The sequence below is a fragment of the Listeria grayi DSM 20601 genome, from assembly GCF_000148995.1.
Classification (GTDB): Bacteria; Bacillota; Bacilli; order Lactobacillales; family Listeriaceae; genus Listeria; species Listeria grayi.
In genome coordinates this window covers 1,357,500-1,374,175 of sequence record NZ_GL538352.1, presented here as the reverse complement: position 1 = coordinate 1,374,175, position 16,676 = coordinate 1,357,500, and the positions used below count along the sequence as shown (strand labels likewise).

At 41.9% G+C, this 16,676-nt stretch carries 11 protein-coding genes and 1 other annotated feature (1 of these 12 only partly in view); of the genes, 4 read left to right on the top strand and 7 right to left on the bottom strand.

What is annotated here, in order from left to right; all coding sequences use genetic code 11:
* Nucleotides 1–106, bottom strand: a binding site (T-box leader); it reaches 118 nt to the left of the window's first position.
* Nucleotides 107–221: 115 nt separating this feature from the next.
* Nucleotides 222–812 (top strand): anthranilate synthase component II, encoded by a 591-nt coding sequence (locus HMPREF0556_RS06855; protein ID WP_003756876.1) that lies wholly within the window; start codon nt 222–224, stop codon nt 810–812.
* Entirely contained in the window at nt 793–2,511 is a 1,719-nt protein-coding gene (gene pabB, locus HMPREF0556_RS06850) for an aminodeoxychorismate synthase component I (protein ID WP_040486544.1), read from the top strand. The genes HMPREF0556_RS06855 and pabB overlap by 20 nt, the downstream gene beginning before the upstream one ends.
* Nucleotides 2,512–2,556: 45 nt before the next feature.
* On the opposite strand, the gene pbpD1 is transcribed toward pabB, so the two are convergent.
* From pbpD1 to HMPREF0556_RS13795, 7 genes are all read right to left on the bottom strand, one after another.
* Complete coding sequence (pbpD1, locus tag HMPREF0556_RS06845) at nt 2,557–3,876, bottom strand: D-alanyl-D-alanine carboxypeptidase PBPD1 (protein ID WP_040486543.1); 1,320 nt, start codon at nt 3,874–3,876, stop codon at nt 2,557–2,559.
* Nucleotides 3,877–4,001: 125 nt separating this feature from the next.
* Nucleotides 4,002–5,696: a CocE/NonD family hydrolase gene (locus HMPREF0556_RS06840; protein WP_003756870.1), complete on the bottom strand. Its 1,695-nt coding sequence runs from the start codon at nt 5,694–5,696 to the stop codon at nt 4,002–4,004.
* Nucleotides 5,697–5,723: 27 nt separating this feature from the next.
* Entirely contained in the window at nt 5,724–7,871 is a 2,148-nt protein-coding gene (locus HMPREF0556_RS06835; protein ID WP_003756869.1) for a DNA topoisomerase III, read from the bottom strand.
* Nucleotides 7,872–7,876: 5 nt separating this feature from the next.
* The gene (recQ, locus tag HMPREF0556_RS06830) at nt 7,877–9,658 is read right to left on the bottom strand and encodes a DNA helicase RecQ (RefSeq protein WP_003756866.1); all 1,782 of its coding nucleotides are present in this window, start codon (nt 9,656–9,658) and stop codon (nt 7,877–7,879) included.
* A 198-nt stretch (nt 9,659–9,856) separates the two neighbouring features.
* Complete coding sequence (gene guaB, locus HMPREF0556_RS06825) at nt 9,857–11,323, bottom strand: IMP dehydrogenase (RefSeq protein ID WP_003756862.1); 1,467 nt, start codon at nt 11,321–11,323, stop codon at nt 9,857–9,859.
* Between the two features lie 320 nt (nt 11,324–11,643).
* The gene (gene abc-f, locus HMPREF0556_RS06820) at nt 11,644–13,266 is read right to left on the bottom strand and encodes a ribosomal protection-like ABC-F family protein (RefSeq protein ID WP_040486542.1); all 1,623 of its coding nucleotides are present in this window, start codon (nt 13,264–13,266) and stop codon (nt 11,644–11,646) included.
* Nucleotides 13,267–13,369: 103 nt separating this feature from the next.
* Nucleotides 13,370–13,492 (bottom strand): RAxF-45 family protein, encoded by a 123-nt coding sequence (locus HMPREF0556_RS13795; RefSeq protein ID WP_390620695.1) that lies wholly within the window; start codon nt 13,490–13,492, stop codon nt 13,370–13,372.
* 233 nt (nt 13,493–13,725) lie between these two features.
* Between HMPREF0556_RS13795 and HMPREF0556_RS06815 the strand changes: the two genes are divergently transcribed.
* Both HMPREF0556_RS06815 and HMPREF0556_RS06810 read left to right on the top strand, forming a co-directional pair.
* Nucleotides 13,726–15,165: a glycoside hydrolase family 1 protein gene (locus tag HMPREF0556_RS06815; RefSeq protein ID WP_040486541.1), complete on the top strand. Its 1,440-nt coding sequence runs from the start codon at nt 13,726–13,728 to the stop codon at nt 15,163–15,165.
* 134 nt (nt 15,166–15,299) lie between these two features.
* Entirely contained in the window at nt 15,300–16,658 is a 1,359-nt protein-coding gene (locus HMPREF0556_RS06810; protein ID WP_003756854.1) for a PTS sugar transporter subunit IIC, read from the top strand.
* The last annotated feature ends 18 nt before the right edge of the window (nt 16,659–16,676 follow it).

The following is a 16,676-nucleotide window of genomic DNA, read 5'->3' as shown; positions in this document are numbered from 1 at the left end:
AGTTTGCTCCAAGATGGATTCCCTATTATACTAACATCGGTTTTCACCAACCACCGACTCTCTATGGATAGCCATAAAAGGTACTATTTCTTATCTACGCTTTTCGTTATTTTATTACGTTTATTTTATCGTATTTGCTATTGTTTGACAAGTTATTATTGTATAAACGCTGTTAATTTGCTATAAAAGAAGGAAGTATACTTATTAAGGAGGCGATCCACTTGTTGCTCTTAATCGATCATCATGATTCATTTACTTATAATCTTTATCAATATTTTCTTGAGTTGGATGCGCCTGTGAAAGTCATTCGCGTGGATGAGCTGGCTGGATTGGAAGACACGCCTTCCGCTTTGATACTATCACCAGGACCAGGTCATCCTGCTGAAGCTAAAGCGACATTGAAGCTATTAAAAACCTATCATCAGAAAATACCTATTCTAGGAATCTGTTTAGGTCATCAGATCATAGCGCATTTTTTTGGTGCTACTGTGAAAAAAAGCCCTTATCCTGTTCATGGAAAATCCTATCCTATTACCCACACTGGAGAAAATATATTCCATAAGATTCCTTCCCCTTATACGGTTACCCGCTACCATTCTTTGGCTGTTTCACGTGAAACATTAGGCAGTTCGTTGAAAGTGACAGCTGAAACTGCCGACGGTATCATCATGGGGATCTCGCATAGGGAACTTCCAATCTTTGGCGTCCAATTTCATCCAGAAGCTATTTTGAGTGAATATGGACACGCATTATTGCAAAATTTTTTAACACTTGTAAAGGATGTGCCAAATCGTGAATCGTCTACAATTTGATTTTGAAGATAAGCAGTTGGCTTTTGAGACCCCCTTAACCGTTTACGAAACAAGTGATCTCGAAAAAGTCACTTCTGTCATGCAAGCAGTGGAAGCCAAAATCGCTGCCGGCTATTATGCCGCTGGATTTGTAAGTTATGAAGCTGCACCTGCTTTTGATTCTCATCTTGCGGTTAAAAGCCCTTCCGGCTCACTACCACTTATTTGGTTCGGAATTTATGAAAAACCTATAACACCATCCATGAAGAATAGCAAAACGTCGTCCGATATACTATTTCATTGGCAGAGTGATACGGATCTCACTGCGTATCAAAATGCGTTGCAAAGCATCAAAGAAGAAATCGCAAGAGGCAATACCTATCAGACCAATTATACGGTTCGCTTAAATAGCCCCGCAGAAAGCGCTGCTGACTACACTTCGTTTTACGAAAAGCTTTTACAAAATGGGAAGGCAACCTATAGTGCTTCACTTTGCACCGATTCTTTTCAAATTCTTTCTGCTTCTCCAGAATTATTTTTCAAATGGGAAAAGGATCGAATCACTACTCGGCCGATGAAAGGCACGATCCATCGCGGTGCTTCTGCTGAGGAAGATAGAGAACTACGAGATTGGCTGGGAAATGATGCGAAAAATCGGGCGGAGAATACCATGATCGTCGATTTACTGAGAAATGACCTTGGCAAAATCGCTGTGCCCGGAAGCGTCCAAGTGGAAGCTCTATGCCAGCTTGAGCCTTATCCGACCACTTGGCAAATGACTTCTACGATCACAGCACAAACCGCTCCTCAGACATCACTCGTAGACGTTTTTCAAGCACTATTCCCCTGTGGCTCAATTACAGGCGCCCCAAAACAAAGTACGATGTCATTGATTGAACAACTGGAAACTAGCCCCCGCGGCATTTACTGCGGTGCAATCGGTTATATTACACCTGCTAAACAGGCCGTTTTTAGCGTTCCAATTCGTACAGTTGCTATCCATGATTCCATAGCAAGTTACGGAGTCGGTGGCGGGATTGTTTGGGATTCGGTAATAGAGGAAGAATATGCGGAAATGCAGACGAAGACGAAGGTATTATTAAACAGCAACCCCTCCTTCCACTTGATTGAAAGTTTGCGCCTTGAAAATGGCGGTCTCTCACGTTTAGAAGCACATTTGGATCGCTTGGAGAATAGTGCTCGGTTCTTTGCTTTTCCATTTGATAGAGCAAAAACTAGCGAACAGTGGCGGTCGGCTAGTCAGCAATATCCACGAGGAACCTTTAAATTCCGAAGCTGTTTATTACCAGGTGGCAAGTTGTCCTTAGAGGTCCTTCCGCTTGTTGAATATCAAGAGCCGACCCGCGCCGTTTTAGCTAAAAATCCTATTTCTACTAACTCTATTTGGCTGAAGCACAAAACCTCTCATCGTTCGATATACGAGAAACACCGCCAGGAAAACACGCAAGAAACGATTTTGTTTAATAAAAATGGTCAATTGACCGAGTTTATAACGGGAAATATCGTCTTGCAAATCGATGATCAGCTTTATACTCCTATGCTGGATGCCGGAGTCCTGCCTGGCGTTATGAGGCAGACTTTGCTTACTGAGCGCAAGATCACTGAGCGGACTTTGCTGTTGGAAGATCTTAAAAAAGCGAAAAAAATATGGCTTATCAACAGCGTACGCGGTTGGGTGCCTATCTATTTTCAGCCATAAAAAAGAGGCGTTTGAAAACTTGATTTCAAACGCCTCTTTTTCTACTTAATTAAACCAACCTTTTACGCCATCCACAAAATAGCTGCCAAAACCTTTTAACATTAACACAAAGCCGTTAGATTTATCCACAGCATTTGTTGCTACTACTTGGATTTTATTTGTTTTTGAACCATCAATATAGCCTAGTCCATCATCATTTTTCAGTGCGATCTCCATCGTACCGAGTTTTTGATCTTTTTTCACTGGTGCCGTTATCTCTTTGCTCACTAGTTTTACATTTTCAGAAAGTTTCGGATTAGCTTGGTCTTTAGGAACGACCAGATTCACATTTTTGTTCGTCTCTAATTTCACGCTATCTTCTTTACCGTCTTTCACACTAATGCTAGCCGGTTTTTTGACTGCTTGTCCTGCTTTAGCCACTTGCTTCACTTTGAAATTATCAAATGCGTAATCCAACATCTTGTTTGTTTCCTTAAACCTTGTACCATCATGTTGATCGGAGCTATTTCCCCCATTAGCATGCAGGATAACTGTGATAACGCGCATGCCATCTTGCTTAGCTGTTGCTGTCAGGCACATCCCAGCGTAATCCGTTGTCCCTGTTTTAAGACCGTCTACACCTTTACGTCCATAAATCAACCCTGGCAGTAGCCAGTTCCAGTTGCTCATATTGATTTGGTCACTTGTTCCTTTTCGGAATGCTAGTTTTGTGGTACTTGCTGTCTTTAAAACATCTGGGTACGTATCGATCAGCGATTTTGCTAACTTTGCCATACCACGTGCGGTCATTTTATTTTCGCTATTTTTACCACCAATTTGTTGTTTCCCTTTTAAATCACTATTGTTCAAACCAGTGACGTTAACGAATTTATGTTTCCCTAACTTTAAGCTGTTCGCTTTTTCGTTCATCAAGCCAACAAATGCTTTTTCAGAGCCGGCGATTTTTTCTGCCAATGCAATTGCTGCCCCATTAGCTGAATAGATTGCCATTGCTTGATATAATTCTTTGACAGTATAGAATTCACCGTTTCGAAGTGGTACGTTGGAAAGTGATGTATCTTGTGAAACTTCATGGGCGTAACCTGAAATTTTCACTTTATCCGTCCATTTCAATTTACCTTGGTCGATTTTTTCTAACAAAATATATTCATCCAGCATTTTTGTCATGGATGCGATTCCTAATAGCTGATCAGGATTCTTTTCATATAAAACTTTACCTGTGCTTTCCTCGATCGTAAATGCTGCTTTCGCATTGACGTTTGGTGTTGTCGCCGCTTGAGCGTCATTAGGCACAAGTGAAAATGTGCTGATAGCCAGCAATGCTGCCATCATAGCAGCGCCTGCTCGTTTCACTAATTTATTCAATGTCATTCTCCTTCGTTAATCAAAATCTCTATATAAATAGTATCTATTCCCCTTGCTAGATAACTCTTTTTTGACAAATACTTTCTTATTTTATCATGGTTTGAAGTTTGCGTACAGATAACTTTTTACTTAATTATCGGTAGCAGAATATGTGAGGGGTGATCCGCATCATGATAAATTTGTTGCTGCGCCGGCACAGATTCTACTGTATCGATGAAAGTTTTTCCTGTGTTCGGGTTAGGATCGAATCTCGGGAAGTTGCTAGATGAGATCTCCACACGAATCTGATGCCCCACCAAGAATTTATTACTCGTCGACCATAAATCAATGGTATAAAGCAATAGCTCTCCTTGAACATTCGTATGTTGTTTGGTAGAACGAATAATTCCGTCTGCAAGGTTATACGCTGTACCGTCGGGCGCTACATCAACCAATTTAGCTGTAAAATCTGTGCTTACTGCATCTGTTTTCGCCCATAACTGAACTTGTACCGGACCTGTGACTTCTAGCGCTTCTTGAAGTGGAGCGGTAGTATAGCAGAGGATATCTTCACGATCTTCTAACACGGACTGATCGTGCGGACCATCGGGCTGTTGTTCTTTGTGAAGCGTCCCGCCACCACATGAAGGAACTGGATTTTCGGGATCATATGTATAGCTGTCCGGTACTTCTGCTTTCGGCTTCGCAAAGCTTGCTGTCCCATTTCCCGATTTGGAATTTGCTTCCCCTTCGCTATGGAAATATAGCGGTGTGAAATGCGTATTTTCCAATGGCCAATTTTTCGCTTCCTTCCACTCATTACTACCCATGACAAAATACTCAATCGGTGCCGCCGCGGTTTTTGGCTCGATACCTTTCAACCAATAATCAAACCACTCCAAATGAAAATCATGTCTACTAGCTTCTCCCCATTTGTTAGCTGCCATTCCAAAATCACGTTGTCCGATCATTTGAACAAAATTCGCATGTGTCCATGGACCAATAATCAAGCGGTCTCCTAAACCTTTACGATGACCATTCTGGAAATTTGCAATCGTTTTATCTAGAAAGCAATCGTACCAACCTGCAACATGCATACCGGGAACCTTTATTTTTTCATAATTTTTCGACGCATCGATCGTTTCCCAATGCTTGTGATCACGCTCCAATTGAAGCAGTTCCGTATAATATGGCATTGCATCTGCTTTTTTCATTGGTGGCCAATCCAGATACGGTTTGTAACCATACCATTTCTCGATATTGGAAAGATCCTTGACCAGCTCCTTCATTTTATCAGCGTATTCTGGTGTACCTGCATATTTTCGCACCATCATATCTGGTAAGATCGATTCCAGATTCCATGTTTCCCACATTCCTAATTCCAAAGCGCCGTCATGGTCATTAAAAACGTCTGTCATACTGTTTTGCGCCATTATCGGTGCAATCGTTTTTAAGTGAGGAGCACCACTTATTGCTGCTAGCACTTGTGTAAATCCGTAGTAAGATAAACCAAACATTCCTACGTTGCCATTACTGAAATCTTGGACTGCTAGCCATTCGATGGTATCATAGCCATCGTCTACTTCGGCGATGTATGGAACGAATTCCCCCTCTGAACCATATCTTCCTCGAACATCTTGGACAACAACTACATAGCCATTTTCCGCAAAAACTTGTGGCCTTAAAAAGTGCAAACCATATGTTTTGCCATAAGGTAATCGTGTGAGTAGAACTGGATACTTCCCTTCCGCAGCGGGTCTGTATATGTCTGCGGAAAGTTTTACACCGTCTCTCATTTTGATTTTCACATCTGTTTCAATAACGATTTTTTGATGTTTCACGTGAAACACTCCTTTGATTCCATTAGGTTATTTATCTAATTTCAACTTTTTAAGCGCTTCTGCCATTGGGTTATTAGTAAATTCATCATTGTCTTGTTTCTTTAGATAGTTATTGACTTCTTTTTTCGACACATTCTTATTTTTGTCTTTATCTTTGCGTTTCTTGAAGACGGATAGCTTCTCGCGATGTCCACACACACATGTGAAAATTTGATTTTCCCCTTCGCCGCGCAGCTCCATCTTCTTATGGCAATTAGGGCATCTTGCATTAGTAGTCCGAGAAACTGATTCTCTTGTATTACAATCTCTATCCTGACATACGAGCATCGTTCCTCGTTTGCCCTTCACTTTTAACATCAGCTTCCCGCAATTCGGACATTTAGTCGACGTAATATTATCATGTTTAAAATTTTTGTCATTTTGTTTGATTTCCGTCACTGCTTTTTGCGCATATTCTCGCATTTCGCCGACAAAAACACGATAATCCAGGTCACCAGCTGCTATTTTGGATAACTTTTGCTCCCATTTAGCAGTTAAAATCGGCGACTTTAGCTCATTCGGCACTAATTCTAACAATTGTTTGCCCTTAGAAGTAAGAAATATTTCCTTACCTCGTTTTTCAATCAAGAAACTATTGAATAATTTTTCAATGATATCCGCCCTTGTGGCAACTGTTCCCAGTCCTCCGGCGTTATCTAATGTCTTTGCTAATTCTTTATTGGTGCTTTCCATATACTTAGTTGGGTTTTCCATAGCGCTTAACAATGTCGCTTCATTGAAACGAGCTGTCGGCTTCGTTTTACCGGTTTCCAGCAGCAATGATTGTAGCGTGATCGCACTGCCTATTGCTATTTTTTGAGATTCCTGTCTGCGGGAGTCTTCCCCATATACTGCTTTCCAGCCAAGCTGCTTCACACTGATTTCTTTCAGCTGAAAGATTTCCTTGTCGATCTTGGCTTCGATTTTCTGCTCCATATACACATATGGAGCAGAAAGAACCGCTAGGAACCGTCTCACGACCAAATCATATATTTTCTTTTCTCGATCGTTAAACTCACTCCAGTATACGGGTTCTTCAGTCGGGATAATTGCATGGTGATCGCTCACTTTACTATCGTCTACAAATGATTTAGATGCTTTGATCGGCTTGCTGCGGATCGCTTTTGCGAACTTCGCATAGTCACCGTGCTCCACAGCTTCCAATCTTTCTTTTAGCGTAGGTACGATATCCGCAGATAAGTAGCGTGAATCGGTTCGCGGATAGGTCAGCACTTTATGTTTTTCATATAATCCCTGCATGATCGTAAGTGTCTCTTTTGCTGAAAAATCAAAGCGCTTATTTGCGTCACGCTGTAATTCTGTTAGATCATAAAGATTTGGCGCGGATTGGCGTTTTTCTTTTTCATTTACAGCAGAAATCTCCATTTTTTTGTTTTTTAGAACAGCAACTAATTTCTCTGCTTTTTCCTTTTCATAAACAGGTCCATTGTTCCACGTGAAACTTCCTAAGTTCGTTTGGGCTTTGATATTATAATAGTCTACTGGCTTGAATGTTTGGATCTCTTTTTCTCGCGTATCAATGATCGCGACAGTTGGTGTTTGAACACGACCACACGATAGTTGTGCGTTATACTTTGTCGTTAGCGCTCTGGTAGCGTTGATTCCGACGACCCAATCGGCCTCAGCTCTGGCAATAGCAGAACGGTATAAAGGAAGGAAGCTGTCGCCAGGCTGCAGACGGGCAAAGCCTTGCTTGATGGCTTTATCTGTAACAGACGAAATCCACAGACGCTTAAAAGGCTTCTTTATTTTCGCGTATTCTAAAATCCATCTCGCAACTAATTCTCCTTCTCGTCCGGCATCGGTGGCGATCACGATTTCTGAAATATCATTGCGGTTTGCCAATTTTTTTACTAATTCATATTGTTTGCGTGTTTGTTTGATAGGTTCTAATTTCATTCTATCCGGCAAAATCGGGAGATCGTTAAGTTCCCAGTTGCGGTATTTAACATCGTAACGTTCTGGGTCTGCTAATGTTACTAAATGACCGAACGCCCATGTCACGATTTCTTTATTTCCTTCGATATAGCCATTCCGTGATTGGTTTGCACCTAATACTCGAGCAATATCTTTTCCTACCGAAGGCTTTTCTGCTAATATCAATCTCTTGGACATTTATGTCAATCCTCTCTTTTGTCTTCCACATTTTGTAAAACTTCTAAAAAATAAGTGCCGTACTTCTCTAGTTTTGCTTCCCCTACACCTTTTATATCGAGTAGCGCTTCTTTGTCTTTAGGAAGATAGAGGCACATTTCGCGTAAAGTATCATCAGAAAATATAATGTATGGCGGTACTTGAAATTCGGAGGCCAAAGAACGACGGACGGTTCGTAATTCATCAAATAGTTCTTCATCTACATTCATTTTCACTTTTTCTGCACGTCTTGCTTGTTTGCGGAGTACAGCGCGTTCGCCGCGAAGCACCTCTACGGCAAGTTCTGAAAGCTGAAGCGCTGGGAATTGTCCATCTGTCGCTAATAGATAGCGTTCTGCTGTTAAATAATCTAAGAGCTGCAGCACTTCGTTTTGAGGTACGCCCTTCATTAAACCATATGTGCTAAGTTCATGGAACCGCCAGCTCTGCACTTTTTTATCCTGAGAGCCAGTAAGAACTTTGGCAACCATTGCTTTACCAAAACGTTCACCCATTCGTTTTACACAGGAAAAAGCCTGCTGCGCTTCGATTGTGATATCTACTCTTTCCCTTGTATCTAAGCAATTGCTACAATGTTTGCACTCCGGCGCTTCATCGCCGAAATACTGGACGATATATTTTTGCAGGCAGATTTCAGTATAGCCGTAGCCTGTCATTTTGCGTAGTTTTAAGTATTCATTTTGTTTGTATTCCTCGCTAAGTTCGGACTGATCGATCAAAAATTGCTGGATATGCGCATCTTGCGGAGCAAAAAGCAGGATACAGTCACTTGGCAATCCATCTCGTCCGGCGCGCCCCGCCTCTTGATAATAAGCTTCCATATTGCGCGGTATATTATAATGGATAACAAAGCGTACATTCGATTTGTTGATACCCATTCCAAAGGCGTTTGTTGCAACGATCACGGTAATATCATCATATAGAAATTGTTCTTGGTATTCCGCTCGGGCTTTATCAGACATTCCGCCATGATATTGACCGGCTGCGATGCCGTTTTTGTTTAAAATAGCTGTGAGACGCTCCACCTCTTTTCGAGTGGATGCGTAAATAATACCAGCTTGCTCGTGATTTTTCTTAAGGTAATCTAGCAAATATTTATCTTTATCTTGGCCTTTTACGACTTGAAAAGATAGATTTTCTCGGGAAAATCCTGTTTGTACTCGGTTATTGTAGGTAATACCGAGCTGATTACATATATCGCGGGCCACGTCTTCTGTAGCGGTAGCTGTCAGCGCAATAATCGGCGGTTTTGGCTGAAGTTCCGCTAATACGTTGGAAAGTACGCGGTAACTTGGTCTGAAATCATGTCCCCATTGGGAGATACAGTGCGCTTCATCCACCGCCATCAATGAGATGGAAGTTTGTTCTAATAGGCGTCTGAAACTAGGGGTTTCCATTCGTTCCGGCGCGACATATAGCATGTTTATTTCTCCAGCCGCTGCGGCTTCGAGCCTTGCATCTATTTCTTGGCCGTTTAATGTACTATTAATATAAGTAGCTGCGACACCTTCTGCAAGAAGTGCATCTACTTGATCTTTCATTAATGAGATCAAAGGCGACACAATGATTGTAAGTCCGCCAAAAAGCAAAGCAGGAATTTGATAACAAAGCGATTTCCCGCCTCCGGTCGGCATGATAGCGAGGACGTCTTGCTTGTCGATGAGTTTCTCAATAACGTCTTGCTGTCCTTCGCGAAAATCTTCATAGCCAAATTGATTTTGTAAAATTTGTTGTGCTTGTTGTATCATGCGAGCTTTTCGCCTCCTCTATCTATTAGTATATCGGTTTTGCACATAGAAATGAACCTTTTAGGCGAAAGAGATTTGTTGGGATATTTTGTTTTTTTAAAGCATTCTCCTCTACTTACCATAAAACAATGAAAAAACGTGCTTTCTTGGAGGATTTGACCCGCAAGAAAGCACGTTTTTGATATAGACATTTTTTTATTATGAAATGCTGTAGTTTGGCGCTTCTTTTGTGATTTGGATGTCATGCGGATGGCTTTCGCGTAATCCGGCACCTGTCATTTTCACGAATTGCGCTTCTTCGCGAAGATGTGCCAAATCTTTGGAGCCAGTATAGCCCATACCAGAACGGATCCCACCTACTAATTGGAAGATGATGTCGCTGATCGAACCTTTATAAGGAACACGACCTTCGATACCTTCTGGAACCAATTTTTTCGCATCTGCTTGGAAATAACGGTCTTTGGAGCCTTTTTCCATTGCAGCCAGGCTTCCCATCCCGCGATACGTTTTAAAACGGCGACCTTGATAGATCTCTGTTTCGCCAGGGCTTTCATCGGTTCCTGCTAGCATGCTTCCAAGCATTACTGCATGTCCACCAGCAGCCAATGCTTTTACAATATCTCCAGAATATTTGATCCCGCCGTCAGCGATGATCGTTTTACCGAATTCTCTTGCAACTGTCGCACAATCGTAAACCGCTGTGATTTGCGGAACGCCTACACCGGCAACAACACGTGTCGTACAGATCGAGCCAGGGCCGATGCCGACTTTTACAATGTCAACACCAACTTCGAACAATGCTCTAGCGCCCTCTGCTGTCGCCACGTTACCAGCTACGATCGTTACGTCTGCAAAAGCTTGGCGGATTTCCGCCACTTTGCTGATAACGCCTGCTGAGTGTCCGTGTGCTGTATCGATAACGATCGCATCAGCGCCGGCTTCTACTAATTTTTCAGCACGGATAAAGGTATCACCTGTGACGCCGACAGCAGCTGCAGCAAGTAGGCGGCCATGTTTATCTTTAGCAGAATTTGGAAATTCAATTACTTTTTCAATGTCTTTGATCGTGATAAGTCCTTTTAGCGTTCCGTTATCGTCCACTAACGGCAACTTCTCAATGCGATGTTTTTGCAGGATCTTTTCTGCTTGTTTGAGCGTCGTCCCTACAGGCGCAGTGACCAGATTTTCTTTGGTCATAACTTCTTTGATAACCGTCGCATAATCAGAAATAAAGCGCAAATCGCGATTCGTGAGGATTCCGACTAATTTCTTTTCCTCTTCATTATTAACGATCGGCACACCGGAAATACGGTATTTCCCCATTAGATGTTCTGCATCAAATACTTGGTGGTCTGGTGTCAAATAAAATGGGTCGATGATAACACCGCTTTCGGAGCGTTTTACTTTCTCAATTTCTTCTGCTTGTCTTTCGATGCTCATATTCTTATGGATAACGCCGATTCCGCCTTGTCTAGCAATCGCGATCGCCATTTTTGACTCGGTGATCGTATCCATTCCGGCACTCCAGATCGGAACGTTTAGTTTCACAGCGTGGGTCATCTCTACACTTAGGTCTACATCATTGGGTAAAACTTCTGAGTGAGCTGGAACAAGTAAAACATCATCAAACGTTAATCCTTCTTTTTTAAACTTATTTTCCCACATCGCTAACAAACACTCCTTTTTATTTTTTCCTAAACAAAAAACGCATAACTCTCTTCCTATAAAGAAAAAGGCGGGAAAAAAAGACTCCCACTCTGATGCGATTTGCTATAGGTTAAATGGCTTCGTTTCACTACATGAAACTTGGGTATTGATATGATGTTACAAGAAGGAAGTTATGCTTGTCAAGCACCTCAGAATAGTTATTTTATTCAGAAAAAAATGCGTTTTCTGAATAAAATAAAATTCCTTTAAAGTAAGCGCTGCCAATGAATAGCCGGATCAAAACGCTATTTCAGCAGATTCTGATCCGGCTATTCCAATCATTTATTTGTTTCTTTTCGTTTAAAATGTGCATAGGTGTAGTTGCCTTCATAACTGACTACTTGTTGATTCTCCATCCACAGCACACGACTGCATAGTTGATCGACAAAATAACGGTCATGCGAGATCGTGATGATCGTACCCGGGAACTTTTGTAGCGCTTCTTCTAAAACCTCTTTTGAGGCAATATCCAGGTGGTTCGTGGGTTCGTCTAAAACCAATGTGTTTACCTCGCGATGGATAAATTGCGCTAGCCGCAACCGCATTTTTTCGCCGCCACTTAATTGACTTACTGGCCTAAAAACGGTTTCGCCATAGAACAAGAAATTTGCCAGCAAGTGTCTTGCTTCTCCTTCTGTCACATAAACTTTATCACGGAAAGTCTCTAAAACGGTATTCTCTTCATCCAATTCCTCCATTTGCTGGCTGAGATAGGCTGCTTTGACATTCGTCCCAAGCAAACACTCTCCTTCCGACACTTTTTCCGCGCCAAGCATGATTTTTACTAAGGTCGATTTCCCTGCGCCGTTTTCACCTAAAATAGCTACACGCTCTCCCTGCCTGATCTGCAGATCGACATTCTCCCAGAGCGGTTTGTCGGTAAAAACTTTTGCTGCATTTTTTAATACGATGACTTCTGTCCCACTTCGTTCTGCCTGCTCAAAATGCAATCCCATCTGTTTCTGTTCTAAAATCGGTTTTTTGACGCGCTTCATTCTAGCTAACGCCTTTTCCATGTTTTTTGCCCGGCGAAACAACGAGTCGCTTGGTGGATTTGCTTGCAATGCCCACTCGCGAAGCTGCTTGATCGCTTGTTCCATTTTCTTGATTTTCTTCTGTTGATCTTTATAATTTTGAAATTCCAACAGCAGTCGCTCTTCTCGTTCTTTCAAATATCCACTGTAATCCGTATAGTAAATAAATAACTCCTGATTTTCCAATTCCACGATTTTTTCTGCTACTTCATCTAAAAAGTAACGGTCATGTGAAATCAAAACAATACTGCCGCGATAATTCTTCAGATAAACAGCCAGCCATTCTAAAGCGCCTAGATCCAAGTGATTCGTTGGCTCATCCAGTAATAGCAGATCTTTAGGTTGTACAAGCAAACGCATGAGAGCCGCCTTCGTCTTCTCCCCGCCGCTTAGTGAGTTGAACGGTCTTTCCAATAAATGCGGAATCCCTAAACCTGTTGCAACTTTCTGGATCATACTTTCCATTTCGTAACCGCCGTTATCCGCAAACAACGCTAATTTTTCCCCATATTGCTGTAATAATTTTTCCGAAAGATCTTCTGCCATCCGTTGCTCCAGCAAGCGCAAATCCTGCTCGATCACGTTAAGCCCTTCAAAACCTTTTTTGGCATAGTCGATCACACTTTCATTTTCCTGTGATTGAGGGATCTGCTCCAAAAGTCCGATCACACTGTTCTTTTTCGTGGCTACTGTACCGCTATCTACTGGCTCAATGCCCGCCAGTATCTTGAGCAACGTGCTCTTTCCTTCTCCGTTCCGACCAATAAAGCCTATTTTTTCGCCTTCTTCTATTTGTAGTGAAACGTCTTCCAATATTTTATTTCCTACGAAGCTTTTATTTACATTTTGTAAACTTGCAATTATCATTTTTATTTCCTCCTTGAGAACAATAAGCAAATCATCTATTGTTTCACGTGAAACAATTAAAAAAGAGCGACAGACAGCACGTCTATCGCTCCAACCTGTATACTTATACCGTTGTGGTAGATTCAATGCTTCTTTTTCGACTATTCGTTTGTTTAAAAAAGGACAGACTGATCCCTTGAACGAAAATAGTGGAAATAATTGCACGAACAAAATATAAGAATGTCATTAAATTAGAACGCGCAATTGTAAAAAGCATTGTTTCTTCACCACCTTTTTGATTTATTACCTATAGAATATAATATCTCAAAAAGCTTGTCAAACTGTATTGAAACAGCACGTTTCAATACTGAAACTTTTACCATTAACCTGAAACAATGACCAAAAACGAGAAAAGTATTTATTTTTCCGCCGAAAACGTTTACATTATAAATGCAATATTCTTTCACTGGAGGTGCTACAATGGAACACAAACGCTTGAAAGGTTTTCCTGAAGATTTTCTCTGGGGTTCCGCATCTGCTGCATACCAAGTGGAGGGTGCTTGGGAAAGCGATGGCAAGGGGCGTTCGGTCTGGGATGAATTTGTTCGTATTCCCGGTAAAACATTTAAAGAAACAACTGGCGATGTAGCTGTCGACCATTATCATCGCTATAAAGAAGATGTTGCTTTAATGGCAGAGCAAGGGCTTAAAGCATATCGCTTTTCTATCGCTTGGAGTCGTGTTATACCACAGGGCAATGGCGAGCCAAATGAAGCTGGCTTACTCTTCTATGATAATCTTATCGACGAATTGATCTCTTATGGGATCGAGCCGATCGTGACACTTTATCACTGGGATCTTCCTCAGAGCCTGCAAGACCAGTATGGTGGATTTGAATCCAGACAGATCGTCAAAGATTTCACGGATTATGCCGAACTTGTCTTTCAGCGCTATGGTGACCGTGTTCGCTATTGGGTAACGCTGAATGAGCAAAATGTCTTTATCTCGCATGGCTATAGCAGAGCTTCTCACCCGCCCGGTGTAACTGACAGTAAACGAATGTTTTTAGCAAATCATCATGCCAATCTTGTAAATGCTTCTGCAATCGCAAAATTCAGAGAGCTCGGTTTAGCAGGAAAGATCGGACCAAGTTTTGCTTACGGTCCGAATTACGCTTTGGATGCTTCTCCTAAAAATGTGCTCGCTGCTGAGAATGCAGAAGAATTCAATGCGCATCTCTGGATGGATGTTTATGCGTGGGGCGAATATCCCCCTATCGTCATGAACTATTTAGAAGCAAATGGGATCGCTCCTGTTGTCACTACAGAAGACCAAAAGCTTCTAAAAAAAGGAACACCGGATTTCATGGGAGTCAATTATTATCAGACAAACACCAATGCATATAATCCATTAGACGGTGTCAGCGAAGGAAAGATGAATACGACTGGTCAAAAAGGGACGAGCGAAGAATCTGGAATTCCAGGACTTTTCAAAACGGTAACTAATCCACATCTTGAAAAGACCAATTGGGACTGGGAAATTGATCCTACAGGACTTCGGATCGGACTCAGACGAATCGCTAGCCGCTATCATCTGCCGATCCTGATCACGGAAAATGGACTTGGTGAGTATGATAAATTGACAGCAGAGAATGAGATACATGATCAGTATCGAATCGACTATCTACGTGCTCATGCCTTAGCAGTGCAAGAAGCAATCACAGATGGCGTGGAAATGCTTGGCTACTGCACATGGAGTTTTACAGATCTGCTTAGCTGGCTGAACGGTTATCAGAAGCGCTATGGTTTCGTTTATGTAGATCGCGATGAAACGGATGAAAAAGAGTTAGCTCGTTTCAAAAAAGACAGCTTCTATTGGTATAAGGATGTCATCGCTTCTAATGGCGCCAACTTAGAATAAAAAGGGAATCTATCCTCTGATCTACCAAATGTAAGCGTCTGCAAATCATGGCTTTCTTGCTATTGAGTTTCACAATCAAGGTTATACCGCTTAATAAGCGTTAAACAAATATTAAAAATTGGGAGGTTCCAAATATGAGTATCATGTCCAAATTTGAAAGTGGTATGGAACGCGCACTTGTTCCTGTAGCGAACAAGCTTAATTCACAGCGCCATATTGCAGCAATTCGTGACGCATTTATTCTAGTTTTTCCATTAATTATGGCTGGTTCCATTATCACGCTAATCAACTTCGCAGTCCTTTCACCAGACGGATTTATCGCTAAGATCTTATTCTTAGGTAAACTTTTCCCGCACTTAGCTAGTGCACAGGTTGTTTTTGCACCAGTATTGCAGGGTTCCACAAACATAATGGCGATCTTAGTCGTTTACTTAGTAGCCCGTAACTTAGCATTGTTCTTTAAACAAGACGAACTCCTCTGTGGGTTGACCTCGATCGGTGCGTTCTTTATCGTCTATACACCATACCAAATGATCGACAACCAAGCATTCGTCACTACAAAATTCTTGGGAGCTCAAGGGCTTTTCGTAGCAATCATTGTCGGCGTTATCACTGGGGAAGTTTTCTCCCGTCTAGCTCGAAACGAACGATTGACGATCAGAATGCCGGAACAAGTTCCTCCAGCAGTATCTCGTTCTTTCAAAGTATTGATCCCAGTAGTTATCATCATGGTATTGTTCTCCATCTTGAACTACGTAATCACATTAGTAGCACCTAAAGGTATCAATGACCTTGTTTATACTGTAATCCAATCACCACTTAAAGATATGGGTACAAACATTGTATCTGTTATCATTATCGGACTTGTTTCCAACTTACTATGGGTTCTTGGTATCCACGGACCAAATACAGTTGCAGCTATCCGCGACAGTATTTTCACCGAACCAAACTTAGCTAACCTTTCTTATGTAGCAAAACATGGTTCTGCTTGGGGAGCTCCTTACCCAGCAACATGGGCTGGCCTGAATGACGGATTTGCAAACTACGGTGGATCTGGTATGACACTTGGTCTATTGATCGCGATCTTGATCGCTTCTCGCCGAGCTGAGTATCGTGATATCGCTAAACTATCGATCGCACCAGGGTTATTCAACATCAACGAACCAGTTATTTTCGGTCTTCCGATCGTGTTGAACCCGATCATGTTCATTCCGTTCATCATCACTCCAGCGGTTTGTACATTAGTTGGTTACTTCTTCATCTCACTAAAAATCATTCCACCGGTTGCTTATCAAGTCCCTTGGACTACTCCAGGTCCACTGATTCCATTCCTTGGAACTGGCGGTAACTGGCTTGCCCTTCTAGTCGGGTTGCTGTGTGTCGTTATCTCAACGATCATCTACTTACCGTTTGTACTTGTAACAAACAAAGTAGCAACTTCTGACAAAAACATGGATGAAAAAGCAAAAGCTGACGCACAAGAAGCACTTTAAGCAACTTAGGAAGTGAAT

What these genes read in the sequence shown, in the direction of transcription:
- abc-f (WP_040486542.1), bottom strand. Translation starts at nt 13,266, where the DNA reads ATGATAATTGCAAGTTTACAAAATGTAAATAAAAGCTTCGTAGGAAAT.
- guaB (WP_003756862.1), bottom strand. Translation starts at nt 11,323, where the DNA reads ATGTGGGAAAATAAGTTTAAAAAAGAAGGATTAACGTTTGATGATGTT.
- HMPREF0556_RS13795 (WP_390620695.1), bottom strand. Translation starts at nt 13,492, where the DNA reads ATGACATTCTTATATTTTGTTCGTGCAATTATTTCCACTATTTTCGTT.
- recQ (WP_003756866.1), bottom strand. Translation starts at nt 9,658, where the DNA reads ATGATACAACAAGCACAACAAATTTTACAAAATCAATTTGGCTATGAA.
- HMPREF0556_RS06810 (WP_003756854.1), top strand. Translation starts at nt 15,300, where the DNA reads ATGAGTATCATGTCCAAATTTGAAAGTGGTATGGAACGCGCACTTGTT.
- HMPREF0556_RS06835 (WP_003756869.1), bottom strand. Translation starts at nt 7,871, where the DNA reads ATGTCCAAGAGATTGATATTAGCAGAAAAGCCTTCGGTAGGAAAAGAT.
- HMPREF0556_RS06815 (WP_040486541.1), top strand. Translation starts at nt 13,726, where the DNA reads ATGGAACACAAACGCTTGAAAGGTTTTCCTGAAGATTTTCTCTGGGGT.